The organism is Microcoleus sp. Pol12B3 (assembly GCF_036701355.1).
Classification (GTDB): domain Bacteria; phylum Cyanobacteriota; class Cyanobacteriia; order Cyanobacteriales; family Microcoleaceae; genus Microcoleus.
Genome location: NZ_JAUBQS010000075.1, coordinates 13,170 through 27,890 on the forward strand (window position 1 = coordinate 13,170; position 14,721 = coordinate 27,890).

General features: G+C 45.0%; 16 protein-coding genes. 6 read left to right on the forward strand and 10 right to left on the reverse strand.

The annotated features are described in order from the left end of the window. From QUA53_RS25340 to QUA53_RS25355, 4 genes are all read right to left on the reverse strand, one after another. Positions 1-723: a DevA family ABC transporter ATP-binding protein gene (locus QUA53_RS25340; RefSeq protein ID WP_333096064.1), complete on the reverse strand. Its 723-nt coding sequence runs from the start codon at positions 721-723 to the stop codon at positions 1-3. 122 nt (positions 724-845) lie between these two features. Beyond that, positions 846-2,006, reverse strand: coding sequence for an ABC transporter permease DevC (devC, locus tag QUA53_RS25345; RefSeq protein ID WP_333096063.1), 1,161 nt, complete (start codon positions 2,004-2,006; stop codon positions 846-848). A 143-nt stretch (positions 2,007-2,149) separates the two neighbouring features. After that, the gene (locus tag QUA53_RS25350) at positions 2,150-3,793 is read right to left on the reverse strand and encodes an HlyD family efflux transporter periplasmic adaptor subunit (protein WP_333096062.1); all 1,644 of its coding nucleotides are present in this window, start codon (positions 3,791-3,793) and stop codon (positions 2,150-2,152) included. Positions 3,794-3,864: 71 nt separating this feature from the next. Beyond that, positions 3,865-4,602, reverse strand: a complete 738-nt coding sequence (locus QUA53_RS25355; protein ID WP_333096061.1) for a phycocyanobilin:ferredoxin oxidoreductase — start codon at positions 4,600-4,602, stop codon at positions 3,865-3,867. A 128-nt stretch (positions 4,603-4,730) separates the two neighbouring features. Between QUA53_RS25355 and tatA the strand changes: the two genes are divergently transcribed. Beyond that, positions 4,731-4,922 carry a twin-arginine translocase TatA/TatE family subunit gene (gene tatA / locus QUA53_RS25360; RefSeq protein WP_333096060.1) on the forward strand — a complete coding sequence of 64 codons (192 nt, stop codon included), beginning with the start codon at positions 4,731-4,733 and terminating at the stop codon, positions 4,920-4,922. 61 nt (positions 4,923-4,983) lie between these two features. Here tatA and panB read toward each other — a convergent pair whose 3' ends face one another. From panB to QUA53_RS25385, 5 genes are all read right to left on the reverse strand, one after another. Next, on the reverse strand, positions 4,984-5,760 hold the full coding sequence (panB, locus tag QUA53_RS25365; RefSeq protein WP_333096059.1) for a 3-methyl-2-oxobutanoate hydroxymethyltransferase: 777 nt from the start codon (positions 5,758-5,760) through the stop codon (positions 4,984-4,986). A gap of 622 nt (positions 5,761-6,382) precedes the next feature. Continuing rightward, positions 6,383-6,652, reverse strand: coding sequence for a hypothetical protein (locus QUA53_RS25370; protein WP_333096058.1), 270 nt, complete (start codon positions 6,650-6,652; stop codon positions 6,383-6,385). A gap of 213 nt (positions 6,653-6,865) precedes the next feature. Continuing rightward, the gene (locus tag QUA53_RS25375; RefSeq protein ID WP_333165991.1) at positions 6,866-7,702 is read right to left on the reverse strand and encodes a hypothetical protein; all 837 of its coding nucleotides are present in this window, start codon (positions 7,700-7,702) and stop codon (positions 6,866-6,868) included. 101 nt (positions 7,703-7,803) lie between these two features. Beyond that, complete coding sequence (locus tag QUA53_RS25380) at positions 7,804-8,238, reverse strand: hypothetical protein (RefSeq protein WP_333096056.1); 435 nt, start codon at positions 8,236-8,238, stop codon at positions 7,804-7,806. 64 nt (positions 8,239-8,302) lie between these two features. Continuing rightward, on the reverse strand, positions 8,303-10,060 hold the full coding sequence (locus tag QUA53_RS25385) for a serine/threonine-protein kinase (protein WP_333096055.1): 1,758 nt from the start codon (positions 10,058-10,060) through the stop codon (positions 8,303-8,305). 619 nt (positions 10,061-10,679) lie between these two features. Between QUA53_RS25385 and QUA53_RS25390 the strand changes: the two genes are divergently transcribed. The 3 genes from QUA53_RS25390 (at position 10,680) to QUA53_RS25400 (ending at position 13,038) form a co-directional block, all read left to right on the forward strand. Beyond that, positions 10,680-12,110, forward strand: a complete 1,431-nt coding sequence (locus QUA53_RS25390) for a form I ribulose bisphosphate carboxylase large subunit (RefSeq protein ID WP_333045238.1) — start codon at positions 10,680-10,682, stop codon at positions 12,108-12,110. A gap of 136 nt (positions 12,111-12,246) precedes the next feature. Continuing rightward, a complete protein-coding gene (gene rcbX, locus QUA53_RS25395; RefSeq protein WP_333054738.1) occupies positions 12,247-12,657 on the forward strand; it encodes a RuBisCO chaperone RbcX in 411 nt (136 codons plus the stop codon). Between the two features lie 45 nt (positions 12,658-12,702). After that, positions 12,703-13,038 carry a ribulose bisphosphate carboxylase small subunit gene (locus tag QUA53_RS25400; RefSeq protein ID WP_332954823.1) on the forward strand — a complete coding sequence of 112 codons (336 nt, stop codon included), beginning with the start codon at positions 12,703-12,705 and terminating at the stop codon, positions 13,036-13,038. A gap of 80 nt (positions 13,039-13,118) precedes the next feature. Here the strand turns inward: QUA53_RS25400 and QUA53_RS25405 are convergent, their stop codons facing one another. Next, positions 13,119-13,757 (reverse strand): restriction endonuclease subunit R, encoded by a 639-nt coding sequence (locus QUA53_RS25405; RefSeq protein WP_333096054.1) that lies wholly within the window; start codon positions 13,755-13,757, stop codon positions 13,119-13,121. A 249-nt stretch (positions 13,758-14,006) separates the two neighbouring features. Between QUA53_RS25405 and QUA53_RS25410 the strand changes: the two genes are divergently transcribed. After that, entirely contained in the window at positions 14,007-14,345 is a 339-nt protein-coding gene (locus QUA53_RS25410) for a hypothetical protein (protein ID WP_333249165.1), read from the forward strand. After that, a partial coding sequence (locus QUA53_RS25415) for a transposase (RefSeq protein WP_333249162.1) occupies positions 14,342-14,721 on the forward strand: 380 nt, incomplete at its 3' end. The genes QUA53_RS25410 and QUA53_RS25415, both read left to right, overlap by 4 nt.

Below are 14,721 nucleotides of genomic sequence, written 5' to 3' on the forward strand. Positions count from 1 at the left end.
TTATTTTCCCGAAAGAACGCCGATTGCCGCCGTTGTTGATGTATCTTGGGCGAGGTAGCCGTCTTCCATGTGAATAATGCGATCGGCTATGTCTAAAATGCGGTTGTCGTGGGTTACAAGCAAAATAGTGCAGTGCTGTTCTTTTGCCAAACCTCGCATAATTTCTACCACATCTCGACCTGATTTACTATCTAGTGCTGCTGTGGGTTCGTCTGCTAAAACTAATTTTGGCTGGCTGACTAATGCCCGGGCGATCGCAACTCTTTGTTTCTGGCCGCCAGAAAGACTGTCTGGATAATAATCTATTCTTTCTCCCAAGCCTACAGCTTGCAGCATTCCCTCTATTCTATCATTAGTTTCTCGGGGAGAAAGATGACTGTGCAGTTCTAAAGACATTTGCACATTTTGCCTAGCTGTCAAGCATTTGAGCAAATTGTGAGCTTGGAAAATATAGCCGATGTCGCGCCGGACTTTAACTAATTTATTTTTCGGCGTTCCCCGCAATTCTTGGTCGAGAATTTTCAAACTACCTTCTTGGATCGATCGCAAAGCTCCAATCAAGGTTAACAATGTTGTTTTACCAGACCCAGAAGGCCCAGTCATCAGCACGATTTCGCCGGGATAAATTTCGAGGTTGATGTCAAATAATGTCTGTTTGCGAAGTTGTCCTTCGCCGAAGGAATGATTGAGATTTTTAATTGAGACTACTGGTAAAGTATTCATTGGTAATTTGTAGCTGTTAATTCGTAATTGGTAATTGGTATTTCCTTCTTCCTTCTTCCTGACATCCGTTACATCCGTTACATCTTGTACAGTGCTCGTTGCCGAACTTCCTTCTTCCTTCCTTAAAAAATATCCGCCGGGTCAGCCGCCTGCAACTTCCTAACTGCGATCGCCCCCGACACAGAACACATGACAACTGTCATAATAAAAACAGTCATAGCTTTCGCCAAAGTCATATACATTGGCAAACTCGTAGCATTTCTCCCTAAATTGTACAGCACCAAAGAAACTCCAAACCCTGGCAAATAGCCAAGAATTGCCAAAATCAAAGCCTCTTGAAACACCACACCCAAAAAGTAAATATCCTTATATCCCATCGCCTTCAGCGTAGCGTATTCGGGTAAATGATCGGTAACATCAGTATAAAGAATTTGATAAACAATCACTATCCCAACGATAAAGCCCATTGCCGCGCCGAGAGTGAAAACAAATCCGATTGAGGTACTTTCCTGCCAATATTTCTTTTCAAAATTTACAAACTCTTCTTTAGTAGAAATTCTCACATCTTTCGGCAAAGTTGCCCTCATTTTATCAACAACCACCTTAACATCTGTTCCCGGCTGCAAGTGAACAATACCTATATCGATTAAACCTCTTGTTCTCCGGGTCGAAAAAATTCGCATAAAGTTCAAATCACTGGTGACAAGATTTCCGTCGGCACCGAAAGAAGCCCCTATAGTAAATAAACCATCTACCCTAACGCGGCGATTGTCAACTTCACTTTCAACAACTTTTCCCTGTTTAAAATATTCTGCTATCGGCCCAAACTCCGGCCGGGAAGCTTGGTCAAATAAAACCACATCCGAAATTTTGATTTTGTCCAAATTATTTTGGATTTCAGGCAGATCAAAGATGGGATGAGCGGGGTCAAAACCGATGACCATCAATTGGCGAGTATTTCGCTGGTTGGGATCGGGGTTTTTCCACAATCCAAAGCCTAAATATACCGGGCTGATTTCTGTAACGCCGTCAAAACTCAAAGCTTGATACAAGCGACGCTGGGGAAAACTTTTCATGGCTATTAAAGCCGTAGATTGAGTGCTGGTGATAAAAATATCCCCTTTTAACTTCGAGTGAAAGGTGATGGAGCTTTCAAATAGCGCGTCTCTAAATCCAAACTGCATAAACATCAGTAAGTCGGCAAATCCAATGCCTGCTAGCGCGATTACTAAACGCATTCTTTCGCGGGTTAATTGTGCCCAAGCTAGTGGTATTTTTGCCATACAATCAAGGAATAAGGAAGAAGGAAGAGGGAAGAAGGAAGGAGGAAGAATAAGGAAAAGGGAATAAGGAAGGAGTAAGAGGGAAGAACGAGTAATGAGTAACAAGATCGAGCGCTCCTGTGACAAATTACAAATTACCCATTTTAGATGTCTATTTTTACTTCTACCTGCAAGTTTGTTAGGGTTGCAACTTTCTTGCTAGATTCTGGATTGAGGCGAATTCTTACTTCGATAACTCTCGCATCAGTGTCGGCTGCGGGGTCTGTATTGAGGACATCTTTTTTGCCGACTTGTTTGCCGATGCGATCGACTGTTCCTTCCACAGTGCCTGTAAAAACCGGGCTGGTGACTGTTGCGCGCTGACCGTTTCGCACTTTGGCGATGTCGGTTTCGTAAACTTCTGCTACGGCGTACATTTGGTCGGTGCTGCCTAGTTCTACGATGCCCTCTTGAGTGTTGACACGTTCTCCTTGTCGGCTGTGCACTTTGAGGATGTAGCCGGATACGGGTGCTTTGATGTAACTTAAGTTTAAGTCTACTTGAGCTTTTTGTTTGGTGGCGATCGCACTTTCGACGGCGGCTTGGGCGGCTTGCACGTCTTCGGGACGTACTTCGGCAATTTGGTCTAAATTTGCTTTGGCTTGATTGATTTGTTCTTGGCCAGTTTCTGCTTTTTGTTTTAGTATTGCTTCGGCTTGATTGATTTGTTCTCTACCGGTTTCTATCTTTTGATTTAAGGTGGCTCTGGCTTGGTTAATTTCCTGCCTACCTGTTTCTAACTTGCGTCGGAGATTGGCTCGGGATTGATTGATTTCCTGCTTGCCTGTTTCTACTGTTTGTTTGATTGTGGCTTTAGTTTCGACTATTTGCTCTTGCAGTGTTTGCACTGTTTTTTCTAATACAGCTTGAGCTTCTTTGACTCTCTGGCGAGCCGTCTCTGCTGCTAAGCGCTTGGTGTCGTAGGCGGAAGCAGAAATTGCGCCTGTTTCGGAAAGTTCTTTGTTGCGTTGTTCCTCGGCTTCGGCGTTGGTTAATTCGGCTTTTAGCCGATCAACTGTAGCGTTTTGAGAGGCAATTTCCCCACGCAATTGAGCTTCTAGCCTAGCCAATTTGGATTGCTGCACCTCTGTTTCTCTTTCGAGTTGTGCCTCCAATTTGGCAAGATTAGCTTGTTCGGCTTCGGTTTCTCTTTGAAGTTGTGCCTCGAATTTGGCGACGTTAGCTTGTTCGGCTTCGGTTTCTCTTCGCAGTTGAGCTTCTAAGCGGGCGATATTGGCTGCTTCGCCTTCGGTTTCCCTTTGCACTTGTGCTTCAAACTTGGCAACTTCGGCTTTTTGAGCGCCGACAACGCCTGTTTTTGCGCCTGCTTGAATTTTCACTAATTCTGCTTGTTTGACTTTGACTTCTTTGTCGGCTTGTTGGAGGATTGCTTGGAGCCGATCGCGCGTATCGAGAACTGCTATGATTTGTCCTTGACTGACTCGATCTCCCTCTTCCACCTGCAACTGTTCAATTCTTGCTCCCTCCGACGCCGAAGGGGCCGACAATTTGATAACTTCCCCCTGCGGAGTCAACCTACCCAAAGCGGTAACGCTGGTGCGGGTGGCGACGGAAGTTGCAGCAGCCGTTGCAGCCGCAGCCTTTAACTCTTCGGCTTTTCTAAGTTGAGATACTTGCCAAAAACCAACTCCTGTGGTAATGAGAGTTGCCGCGATCGCTAAACCGATGACTCCTCGTCCTGGGGGTTTTAAAAATGATTTATCCTTGAACCGTGATTCCTTTACCATTACTTATAAAGTAGGTGATTTCCTAATTAAGTTTTGCCCACCTACTATTAAGTATTGTAAACAAATTTCAGCTATTTAGGGAAATCAAAAAGCACCTCGGTCATGTAATGTTCGGCCCAATCTTGACCGAAAGCTTTTTCGAGTACGCGGCGGGTTTTGTCGTTTTGCTGCTGCTGGCTACAGTAGTAAATATGAGCGTCGAGAATTTTCGATTCTTCGGTGGCAGATACTGGTTCAGAGGCGACTGCCTGTTTGCAGTGAATTTCCACGTAGGATTCAACTATGTCCAAAAATCTGTTTTCTTCTTCCATCGACTCTGGCCGCACAAACAGACAAAATTCTGAGAAAATATCCCCCCATTCGGGAATTTGGCGGGGACAAGAAAATTGGTTGACCGGCAAAATTTCCAGTTGGGTTCGGTAGGTTTCCGACAAAGTTCGATCTCGATTGAGGGGAGAAAGGTCTGCGATCGCGGCGCTAACTTGGCCTTTGCCTGCTACTATATCCGTACCGAACATCGGCAAAGCATAATTCGGTCTGGGAAACATCACGCAGTGCAGTATGTCAAGTACCGGCCCGACTTTAGCGAGTTCGAGGTGTATTTTGCGGAACTGGGGCGTTTGATAGCAGCGGTTTTCAATGATCAGTTTTTCTCCTTCCAAGCGCCCTTCTACGTATCCCAACTCAGCGGGCAGGTGGTAGGGTTCCAGGTCTAGATAACGGTGCCATACTGCTTCCATCCGGTCTGCTAAATTGCGGATGAGGTAGTGCTGTTGTTCGCGGAGGGAAGGCTGGGATATTTCTAACATTCCTATTTATCGGGGGATAGCTTAATAAAACTTGATTCTACTGTTGCAGGATGCAGGAAAAAAGGTAGATACTTTAACAATATCAGTAGATTGACTTACGATCGAGCAAGTTTTAGAGGAGATTTTGTATGTTTGGTCTGGGATTGCCCGAAATGGGCATTATTGCGGTGGTGGCCATACTAATTTTCGGCCCCAAGAAGATTCCTGAGTTAGGAAATGCGTTGGGCAAAACGCTGCGGAGTTTTAAGGAAGGGGTTGGTCAATCTGAGGCTGAACCTGTTGAGAAGGATAAAGAGGAAGAGGGCCAGCCGAAAGTGTAAATTAGGTTTATAGTGAGGATTTTATTCCTCCTTTTTAAGGGTTGAAGCCCTCACTAACAACCTATTCGGGAAATTTGCCTTCTCTAACTTCAAGGGAATAATCTTTCACAGCTTGGGTAATTGTTTCTCGCAAATTGGCGTAAGCTTTCGCAAAAGGTGGTTGTTTTTCGGAAAGTCCCAATAAATCGGAAGTAACTAAAACTTGACCGTCGCAGTGCGGCCCGGCGCCGATACCAATGGTGGGAATAGTTAATTTTTGGGTAATTTGAGCGGCTAAGTCGGCGGGAATGTGTTCTAAGACGATCGCAAAGGCACCTGCTTCTTGAAGCGCGATCGACTCTGCTATGATGCGATCGGCTGCTTCGGCTGTTTTTCCTTGTTTTTTGTAGCCGAGTTGGTGTACCGACTGCGGAGTTAAGCCGACGTGTCCCATCACCGGAATTCCGGCGGATGTTAGCTGCGAAACTGTGACCGCCATTGCTGGATATCCACCTTCTAATTTTACACCTTGAGCGCCTGTTTCTTTCAAAACTCTCCCCGCCGAGTGCAGGGCTTGCTGAGGACTTTCTTGGTAAGTCAAAAACGGCAAATCGACCACAATTAATGCTTGTTTAACTCCACGGTGCACTGCTTTAGCGTGGTGCAGCATTTCATTTAGGGTGAGGGGCAAGGTTGTTTCGTAGCCTAAGACTGTCATTGCGAAGGAATCGCCGACTAGGATGATATCTACGCCTGCTCGATCTACCAGTTGGGCGATCGCATAATCATAAGCTGTCAGCGCGACAATTGGTCGCCGTTGTTGTTTCCACTGAATTAATTGATGAGTCGTGACTGACATTTTAGTGCAAAAATATAATATTATCTCCTGCTATTACTTATGATATCAAATCCGGGCGATCGCAGGTTATATTATTTATCATTTTGCTATTGAAATCGCTTAAGAGTCAAACTTTAGTTCCAGGAGAGGGGGACTAAGAGTAAGATGAGAAAATTATATAAATTGTATACGCTAATATAACTTTGCATTCCCTCAGCAGGCCAAACAATCAACCCCTGATTTTTCAAGTCCCCTTCTCAACCCAAATCTTCCTGGATAATTAAGTTGATTCAAGGTTCTTCTTCTGCGGGACGTTTTACAACACAATCCTACCTGCCTTCTCGTCCAGCTACGGCAAAACCAACATTTTTGAACCGAATAAATTTTCTTGTTCCCATTGGTGTCTTTCCGGAAATTTCACCGACTAATGTTAAACTTAACTGAGCGATAATAGTACAATTAATGGTAAGCTGTTAGTCATTTAAATTTATTGCCTCAACCTTTTGCAGTATGGGGTCTGGCTCACAAATAGTGCAGTTTGAATGTCGAACAGCTTACATGTTATATCTGTGTTTTAATAATATTTGTAACTGAGGTCGCGGTTGTGCTTTATTCTTTAATTTGGGGTGAAAAAAGTTGCAAATTAATAGCAAAAATGCTCTCTAATTATTGAATTACGAAGCTTCTGCCATTCTTGTTTAGAAACATCTGCACGAGTTTTGTCACCCGATGGATCGCGGATATCCCAAATTGTATCTGCAATCCGATCGAGCGCTCGGCCATGAGAACGATAATCGAAGTCCCAGAAAGCATCACCGACGCAATCTCCTTGTGTAGTAATCATTTCTCGATCGACTGTACTACGAATAGCATTCCATTCGCGGATGTAGGCAGAAGAATCGTCAGATCGCAATTTACGGTCTCCTAATTGAGGATTCACTCTATAAAAAAACCAATCCGTAAACCTATCCACAGCTTGAGTGCGTGATTCATAATCGCGCGCTGTAGCACTATCTAGACTGGAACCACCGATTACAAGGGATATAGCTAATGCACACACCCCTAAAAACTTCGATCTTGACTTAATTGAAAGTGATTTAATTAGCACGATTCAACCCAATAAAAATTATGAACTTCCCCTAGATAGCTGATGATAAATCTTTCGTTGCCATCCATCTCTAGAACAATAAATTCCTCCTGCTTGAGGTACGAGAGTAGATAAACACCAATAATTTTTACCATCAAAGACAACGCCTTTTTTGATATATTGTAACTCAGAAATAGGTTTCCACGGTCGATCAATATTAGACTCGTCATAATATCGATATTGTTTTCCCTTGACCTCTAAACCCTGATCCGTACCTCCCAACCAATAACGACCTTCTTGAATTATGTTTGATGAAGATTTTTGTTGATTACTATCTGTCTTTTTCTCAATCCACCAATTCCTCACAAAACGTTTTGTATTTTCATAACCTCTTGTCGTAGCGACTATAACTAGCAGTTCTCCTTGTGGATTGATAAACTCAAAACGACAAGGCCCTTCTCCCGTACCAGAACAATCCTTAATCTCTTTATATCCTAAATCAAATAGCTCTTTAACAGAACTATCTCTGAGGTTAGGTTGACCTTGTAAGCTGGGCTGCCACCCTTGTTGAATGAGGATTTGACGCGCCTCTTTGTATGGCATACCTTGTTGAAGAGGTATTTTTTGAGGGGAATTTACAGAATTTTCAAGGCTGACTTGAACTTTTTTACTTAAAGCAACGATTATTGAAGTTTTTTCGGGATTATTGAGGGATTTTTTTTTACTTCCTGTATCGAGGTTTCCACTATTTATGCTGGAAATGTGTTGCTGTGGGGCAGCATCGGCAAAACTTGTAGATCCAATGGCGATTAGTCCCATGAATGGTGCAATAATTCTGGTTGTAATAAGAGTGCGATCGCCTATCCAACTTTTCATACTCATCGGTTAAAAACCTTTCTTTTTACAGAGTTGTGTAGAGATGACCTCTACTCTAGGAATTATCTTCGATAAATGCTGCGGTGTAAGGCGATCGAATCTCACAGTCCACAATTGGAAATATACATTTCGCGTCGAATTGCTGACCATTCACTAATGCCGATCCGATCGCTTTTGGGAATTTGCTGTCCGGTTCGTTGAGGATGGCGGCTGTAAAAAATTGTATCTGCAAGTAGATCATAGGTTTGTTCGTAGGTTTCGCCGTTAATTGTCGTGAATTCCCATCCTGTATCTCCTGGGGCGGGCCTAAAGCAGACTTCTTGTACCGACTTGACTCGCGGATCGATCGCTTCGCGCAATCTCCGCCATTGATTGCTATATTCGCGATCGCCCGCTTGGAGTTTGCGATTGTTTAACTGAGGATTAACCCTGTAGAATAAGAAATCTGTCAATCGATCGACGGCTTGTTCTCGCGATTCGGCTTTGGCTAGATTGGGGCTGCTGAGGACAAGGGCGATCGCCAGAGAACAAACCATTGAAAATCTTGAGAGAGACTTAATTGATAACAACTTGATTATCATAGTGATTTGGTGTTAATTCCTACTTCCAGCCCAACCACCGCAACAAAGGCACAACCAAATAATGGCTGACTCCCAAACAAAGCCCGATCGCACTTCCCAACAAACCAAAGAACACAATTGAACCCCAAACTTGCAGCCAGCCGAAGGTAACGTTAGACAGTGACAAAATCCCAAAGAAACTCCCCGGAAAAATGTTCCAAGTATTCAGAAACAGAAACATTCCCGTAGAGAAAACAGCCACTACCAAAGCGTGAACTAATTGATGGCTCCGCAAACCCATTCCCACAGTCAAAGAGGCGATCGCAAAAGCTCCCAAAATAACCCCCTGCACGCCACTAGAAGCTGTTGCTTCCATCCAGCACAAACCCGCCAACAAATAACCCTGAGCTCCCATCAATCCAGACAGCCAATACTGTTTTTGCTGGCGAAAACTCCCCGCATCCGTCAAACCGATCGCAGTTCCCAACCCCGCAAATCCAAACAGCAGCACTTCCGGCCCGACAGCGAAAGTCATGTTAGGAATTAATTGCTGCAAACCTTCATTCAGAAAACTGGCAATTTCCGGGCCAATAGGCGAAGCATAACCCAAAACCAAACCGCCGATCGCCCCCGCACTTCCACCAACGGCACCCAGCACCATTTCCCAGCCCGTATCCAGAGAAGCTACCACGATTTGGGCGATCGCGCCGAACAGCAAAACCGTCAAATTTGCCGTTTTTTGCGCCCCTGCCACCACTACTTGCCGGCAGAATTCTAAAATAGCTTGACCTATTGGGGCGAGCGCGATTTTGCCCTTACTCCTAGCATAAATCTCCTGCAAACGCGCCCGAACATCGCCAGCCGTCGCCGGACGCTGCTGCACATTCGATCGCACCATATCGTCCAACAAATTCGCCAAAGCCGGACTCACAGCTACAATGTGGCGCCATCGCAACTCCCCCGTCATCGGATCTTCAATTTCCGCCGGATACTTCCCCGTCAGCAAGTGAATGCAAGTCCGCCCCAGCGCATAAAAATCCGTCGCCGGCACCACACCGCCTCCCATAATTTGTTCCGGCGGACTGTACCCGGGCGAAATCAACCGCGTCGAACTCCGAGAATCTTTCCCCCCGGATTCGACACCGCCCATCTGTTTAACTCCCCCAAAGTCGATCGTCACCAATTGCAGTCCGCCCAAACCCTTGCTCAGCAATACTTGGGGCGATTCCGGGTCTCGCAGCATCAAATTGGAGGGTTTAATGTCGCGGTGAATAATCTGACACCTGTGCAACTCCTCTAAAATTTCCACAGCTTGACTCAGCCAACTAAACACCCATTCCTGTGGACATCCTTGAGGGTGCTCGTCGAGAACCTCTTCTAAAGTCTTGCCGTGAATCTTTTCCATTACCAAACAAGGCAGTCGCTTCGCCGCAGGATTTCCCTCGCCGCCTGCAAAATTTTGTGTTTGGACGTGAAAATAACCGTCAGGCTCGACTCTAGGGACGCCAGGGTGCCGCAAAAGTGCCAAAACCCAAGCTTCTTGCTCGAACAGTTTCAGCGCTTTCGGGGCAGTTTCGAGCAACACTTTCAGGACGCGCTCGGTTTGAGTTTCTGTGTCCCAGACTGTGAAAATTGCTGCAAAACCCCCGGAACCGAGGCTTTCTAAAGGCACATAGCGATTTTTTAGCCGCAGCGGAGCCCCGCAACTATGACAAAAATTGTTGCCCCAAGTCTGAGGGTAGGGCCTTGGGCAATCTGGATTGATGCAGTGGACGGCTTTTGAAGGGGGGTGAGGCACAACCAGAGTAAAAATGGGGCTAAATATCCATAGTAGACTTACGCGCTGCTAACGCAGAAACCCGGTTTTGAGCGAGGTTAAATGGCTGTAACGACGGATTTGGTTTGAGAGCACAAGTCCTGTCCATATTATGTGCTATGCTGTCGATTTTTGAGTTGGCGGTCTCCGATTCACGGGATTTTAGATTTTAGATTTTGGATTAGGGATTGCTACATACTGAATAACAGTTGAGATCGATCGCCCGATCGATCTTAACTCCCAACCATAACTTTAGGTATTTCTAACTACTTCCCCCTTGCCGATTACCCATTACAAATTCTGATTTTTAAGTATTAAATTCTTTACATAAACCGTATTAATCCGCTGTTCCGCTTGCTGCACCATATCTTTCTGTTGAGCAAAATTCCTTCCCACTCTGCGATCCCCAGCCTTTCCTCCTGTATCCTTCGCCGCTGGGATTTCATAAGATATGTTACAAATATTTGCCTAATGTAAAGCAAAATAAATAATACTTATGATGATTAAAAGAATATTAAAATTTGAGAGTGACACTTTGTTGATATATTTTTAACAGCCTGCGATCGGGCAAAAAAATTAAGCGAATACTAGGAAGCGAGATATGGCTTACGCGCAAACCCAAACTCAATCAAAGGCTGGGTATAAAGCCGGAGTTCAAGACTATAAACTAACGTATTACACGCCGGACTACACGCCGAAAGATACAGATATTTTGGCTGCTTTCCGCGTCACACCGCAGCCGGGAGTTCCCCCAGAAGAAGCAGGCGCTGCTGTGGCTGCTGAATCTTCTACAGGTACATGGACGACTGTTTGGACTGACCTCCTGACCGACCTCGACCGCTACAAAGGTCGCTGCTACGACATCGAACCAGTTCCCGGTGAAGACAACCAATACATCTGCTTCATTGCCTATCCTTTGGATTTGTTTGAAGAAGGTTCCGTCACCAACTTGCTGACCTCTTTGGTCGGTAACGTGTTCGGTTTCAAAGCTCTGCGCGCTCTGCGGTTGGAAGACTTGCGGATTCCCATTGCTTACCTGAAAACCTTCCAAGGCCCTCCTCACGGTATTACCGTTGAGCGGGACAAATTGAACAAGTACGGCCGTCCTTTGCTGGGTTGTACAATTAAGCCCAAATTGGGTCTGTCTGCTAAGAACTACGGCCGTGCCGTTTACGAAGTTCTGCGCGGCGGTTTGGACTTCACCAAAGACGACGAAAACATCAACTCGCAACCGTTCATGCGTTGGCGCGATCGTTTCTTGTTCGTTCAAGAAGCTATTGAAAAAGCTCAAGCAGAAACCGGCGAAGTCAAGGGTCACTACCTCAACGTAACCGCCCCCACCTGCGAAGAAATGATGGAGCGGGCTGAGTTCGCTAAGGAAATCAAAACCCCCATCATCATGCACGACTACCTGACAGGTGGTTTCACTGCTAACACAACCTTGGCTAAATGGTGTCGCCGCAATGGTATTTTGCTGCACATCCACCGCGCCATGCACGCAGTTATCGACCGTCAGAAAAACCACGGTATCCACTTCCGCGTGCTTGCCAAGTGCTTGCGGATGTCCGGGGGCGACCACCTGCACTCCGGTACAGTTGTGGGCAAACTCGAAGGCGAAAAAGGCATCACGATGGGCTTCGTAGACTTGATGCGCGAAGACCACATCGAAGAAGACCGCAGCCGCGGTATTTACTTCACCCAAGATTGGGCCTCCATGCCCGGTGTTATGCCGGTTGCTTCTGGTGGTATCCACATCTGGCACATGCCGGCTTTGGTGGAAATCTTCGGCGACGACTCCTGCTTACAGTTCGGCGGCGGCACCTTGGGCCACCCTTGGGGTAACGCACCTGGTGCAACTGCTAACCGCGTTGCTTTGGAAGCTTGCGTCCAAGCTCGTAACGAAGGCCGCAACTTGATGCGCGAAGGCGGCGACGTGATCCGCGAAGCTTGCAAATGGTCTCCAGAACTGGCTGTTGCTTGCGAACTCTGGAAAGAAATCAAGTTTGAGTTCGAGGCAATGGATACCCTTTAAGAATTTTTGGTTTGAGATTTTAGGTTTTAGGTAGCAAACTTGCTGTGGAGTCTTTATCTTTGAAGAAGATTTACAAGTAAGTTTGCATCCAAAATCTAAAATCCAAAATCTAAAATTTGAGGGGGCTGGGGTCAAAATGGATCTCAAACAAGTTGCGAAAGACACCGCTAAGGTGCTGGCAAGTTACCTAACCTATCAATCCGTGCGGATGGTGGTCGCTCAGTTGAGCGAAACCAATCCTCCTCTGGCAATCTGGTTGAATGACTTTTCCACTAAGGGCAAGATCCAAGATGGAGAAGCTTATATTCAAGAGTTGCTTTTGGAAAATCAAGATTTAGGCTTTCGGATCATGACTGTGCGAGAGTATCTGGCTCACGATGTGACGGAATTTTTGCCAGAAATGGTTTGTACTGGCATTCAGCAGGCGAATATGGAACACAGGCGCCAGCATTTAGAGCGAACTACGCAACTTAATTGGTCTGTTTCTAGCAGTAATCCTGAAACATCAATAGATTCTGAACCGAATCTGGATAATTTGTCGAGTTAATCGATCGACAAGTGCGATCGAACACACACCTTAGAGATACAAAAAATGAAGACTTTACCTAAAGAGCGTCGTTACGAAACTCTGTCCTATTTGCCCCCGCTGACAGACGCGCAAATTGCCAAGCAACTCCAGTACATCCTGGATCAAGGCTACATTCCCGGCGTAGAATTCAACGAAACCTCTGCCGCTGAAATGCGCTACTGGACTTTGTGGAAGTTGCCTTTGTTTGGTGCTCGCAGCGTCCAAGAAATCATGGCTGAAGTTCAAAGTTGCCGTCAAGAAAATCCTAGCTGCTACATCCGCGTCATGGGTTTTGACAACGTGAAGCAGTGCCAAGTGCTGAGCTTCATCGTCCACAAGCCGAACACCAGAGGCTACTAAAAAGTATTGGCTGGCTAATCTAACTTTTAGGTTAACAGTCATTGCAGATTGGAGGCGGGGAATTTTCTCTGCCTCTTTTTTTATAGTTTGCAAATAGCTTTTAACACTTGCAGCAACAAAATTGAAGAGTCGGACTCCATCAGGTTTAGCAAAGGCATTAGCTGATAGGTTGGGTTATTGCCCCCCTGAAAATTGACGAACTGATAGTGCATTCCGTTTGTTGTCAAACCCCAAATTGTGTCTTGATATTTTAAACTTTGATAAGCATAGGTTAGCAATTGGGATAAACCCATCAATGCGTTGATTCCAGAATTTTTACTTTCAATCACCAAAACCCAAAAATATGTATCGCTTCTGATGGGTTTTATCCTGTTGACTGCTAAGATATCAAATCGTCCTTTAATGATTGTATCTTCATCTTCAATGCTAATTTCGGCGATGTCTTCTTCTAAACTAATTTTAATCTGGCGGCGGTAGAAGCCAGCCAATCGCATTAAGGGAAAGGTAGTCAGAGCTTTTACCAGTCCTTCAGAAACTCTATCAGTTGAAATGTAGTCATCGAAATCATCCCTAATCTGTATAAGTTCCTGCTGTTCGTGTTCTGTGATATCTTCAAGGGATAACAGAGAGCTAAATGAGTTCGTGTACTGCTTTTGAAAGCCGAACAGACGGTGTACTTCTGCTAATGTTAGGTTTTTGGCATTAATAGTTGTCGTCATATTTTAATAGTTATTTAATTTTTAGTTATAATTATAACATAGACATTGCGGTAGTCCACTTGCACCATTCTTAGGAACAGGCAAGATGCCTGTTCCACAACATATCAAGTTTCTTGTGGGGTATGCCGGAGAGCAGGCCCATATTACAGCACTTCCGGATGTTATGAGGTACAATAGAATCGACTAAAAATAATATACCAATGAAAGCATACTCAGTAGATTTGCGCTCCTTTCATAGTAGCAGCCCATATCGAGCAGAAGCTGTCGATCCGAAAAACAGCAGAAATATTTGCCTGCAGTAAAAGCTCTTTTCAAAAACTTGTCAAGCAACAAAAAATCGAGGGGAATTTACAGCCTAAACGCAGCGGTAAACCCAGATTCAGTTATTTGAATAATGCGTCAAAAGAGTTAAAAGAAATAGTGGCAGCACATCCTGATGCAACCTTACTAGAATTGTGTGAGTTATTTGCCCAGAAGACGGGAAATTGGGTGGGTAGAACAGCCATGTGTAACGCCTTACAGAAGTTGGGATTAAATCGTAAAAAAAAACAGTCAGGAGTAGCCAAGCAGGCACAGAAAGAGTCATGAAGTTAAGGTTAGAGTATTGGGAAAAAGTCAAGGATATCGAGCCAAAAAATCTAGTCTTTTTAGATGAGACTGGAGTATTACGCTTGTTTAACCAGAACTCATGCTTCCAACGAGGCACGAGAGCCTATGCGGTCAAACCTTTTTATAGAGGCAAGAAAGTCACAGTAATTGGGGCAATTAGTTTCCAGCGAGTAGTGGCATTAATGACCATGGATAACTCGATGAATAGCCAAGCATTTGAGGTGTTTATCGCTCAATGTTTAGTGCCACAATTGTGGTCGGGAGCAGTAGTAGTGATGGATAACTTACCAGCGCATAAAGTAGATTCAATTAAGCCTATGATTGAAGCGGTGGGTGCTTCTATCTTGTGTTTGTC